1 protein-coding gene is annotated in these 1,975 nt (G+C 75.9%); it reads right to left on the bottom strand.

The window, feature by feature from the left end; genetic code table 11:
* On the bottom strand, positions 1 to 1,975 hold a 1,975-nt coding region (locus G3I65_RS23590; protein WP_160698033.1), incomplete at both ends, for a type I polyketide synthase.

The raw sequence follows: 1,975 nt of genomic DNA, 5'->3' as shown, positions 1-1,975 counted from the left end.
GGTCCACGCGCGCCGGGACGAGCGCGGCGTCGCCGAGCCCGACGGCGACGTCGAACAGCCCGACGCCCTGCTCGGCCGACAACGGCGGCAGGCCCGACCGGGCCATCCGCGTCCGGTCGGCTTCGGTCAGCGTCCCGGTCATGCCGGTGTCCCAGGCACCCCAGGCCAGCGACGTCGCCGCCAGCCCCCGCGCCCGCCGGTGCTGCGCGACGGCGTCGAGGAAGGTGTTGGCGGCGGCGTAGTTCCCCTGCCCCGCCGCGCCGATCACGCCGGCGACCGAGGAGAACAGCACGAACCCGGCCAGGTCGGCAGTCAGTTCGTGCAGGTGCCAGGCGGCGTCGACCTTCGGTGCGAAGACCGTGTCGAGCCGCTCCCGCGTCAGGGAACCGATCACCCCGTCGTCGAGGACCCCGGCGGTGTGCACGACTGCGGTCAGCGGGCGGGCGAGCCCGGCCAGTAGAGCCGCGACGGCGTCGCGATCGGCGACGTCGCAGGCCTCGACAGTGACCTCGGCACCATGCGCGGTCAGTTCCGCGACCAGTTCGGCGGCCCCGGCCGCGGCGGCACCGCTGCGGCTGGCCAGCACGAGGTGCCGGAAGCCGTGCTCGGCGACCAGGTGCCGGGCGAACAGCGCGCCCAGCCCGCCGGTGCCGCCGGTGACCAGGACAGTGCCGTCGGGGTCCCAGCCGGGCGCGGTGGTCTCCGGTGGCGCGGGCACCGGAGCCAGCCGCGCGACGCGGACTTCGCCGCCCCGGATGACGAGTTGGGGTTCACCGGTCGCCACCGCGGCCGCCAGAAGCGCGACGGAGGTGGCGGTTTCGGCAGCACCGCCCAGGTCCGCCAGTACGAAGCGGCCGGGGTTCTCCGACTGCGCCGAGCGCACCAGCCCCCACACCGCGGCCGCTGCCACGTCACCGACCAGATCGTCGTCGCCCGCCGCGATCGCGTTCCAGGTCGCGAACACGAAGCGCGTGCCCGCGAAACGGTCGTCGCCGAGCGCGGTCTGCAGGATGTCCAGCACCTCAGCCGTCACCCGGCGAACCGCTCCGGGCACCGGCCCAGCCCCGGCCACCGGGACGACCACGGTGTCCGCGCCGGCGCAGTCGTCGAGGCCGGCTGCGGTCAGCACCGGACGGCCGGCAGCTTCGAGCCCGGCCACGAGTCCGGCCCCGTCGCCGAGCACGGCCCAGCTGTGCGGCTCCGCGGCGGGCACCGGCACCGGGAGCCAGGCCAGCCGGGACAGCGAATCGACGCCCGCACCACCGGCGACCTCCGCGACCCGCAAGGCCAGCGACCCCACCGAAAGCACGGGTGCGCCGGAGCGGTCGGTCACCGCCAGCGACACCGACTCGGGACCGTCGGCGGCGAGCCGGGCCCGGACCGTCGTGGCGCCCGCGGCGTGCAGGGAAACCCCCTGCCACGAGAACGGCAGCCGCCCACCCTCGCCGAGGTCCACAAAGGACACCGCGTGCAGCACCGCGTCCAGCAGCGCCGGGTGGACGCCGAACGCGTCCGCTTCCGGCAACGTCACCTCGGCGAACACCTCGCCGTCCCGCAGCCAGGCCCGGGTCAGGCCCCGGAACACCGGGCCGTAGGCGAACCCGGCCTCCGCGGAGCGCTCGTAGAACCCGGCCAAGTCCACTTCGGCCGCGCCCTCGGGCGGCCACACGGCGGTGTCGAAGTCCGCGACCCGCTCCCCCGGGGCGACGACCCCGGTCGCGTTGCGCGTCCAACCCGGGTCCAGCGCGCCTTCGGTCCGGGAGGACAGGGTCAGCTCACGGCGCCCTGCGTCGTCCGGCCCGCTCACCGCCAGCTGCACGACGACGGCGTCGCGCTCCGGCAGCACCAGCGGCGCCGCGAGCGTGAGGTCTTCGACGACGCCGCAGCCGACCTCGTCGCCGGCGCGGATCGCCAGTTCGAGGAACGCGGCGCCGGGGAACAGGACGGTCCCGCCGACGACGTGGTCGGCGAGCCA

Source organism: Amycolatopsis sp. SID8362, assembly GCF_010550475.1.
GTDB classification, from domain to species: Bacteria; Actinomycetota; Actinomycetes; order Mycobacteriales; family Pseudonocardiaceae; genus Amycolatopsis; species Amycolatopsis eburnea.
Note: the sequence above shows the minus strand (reverse complement) of the source record. Positions and strands in the feature narration are given on the sequence as shown.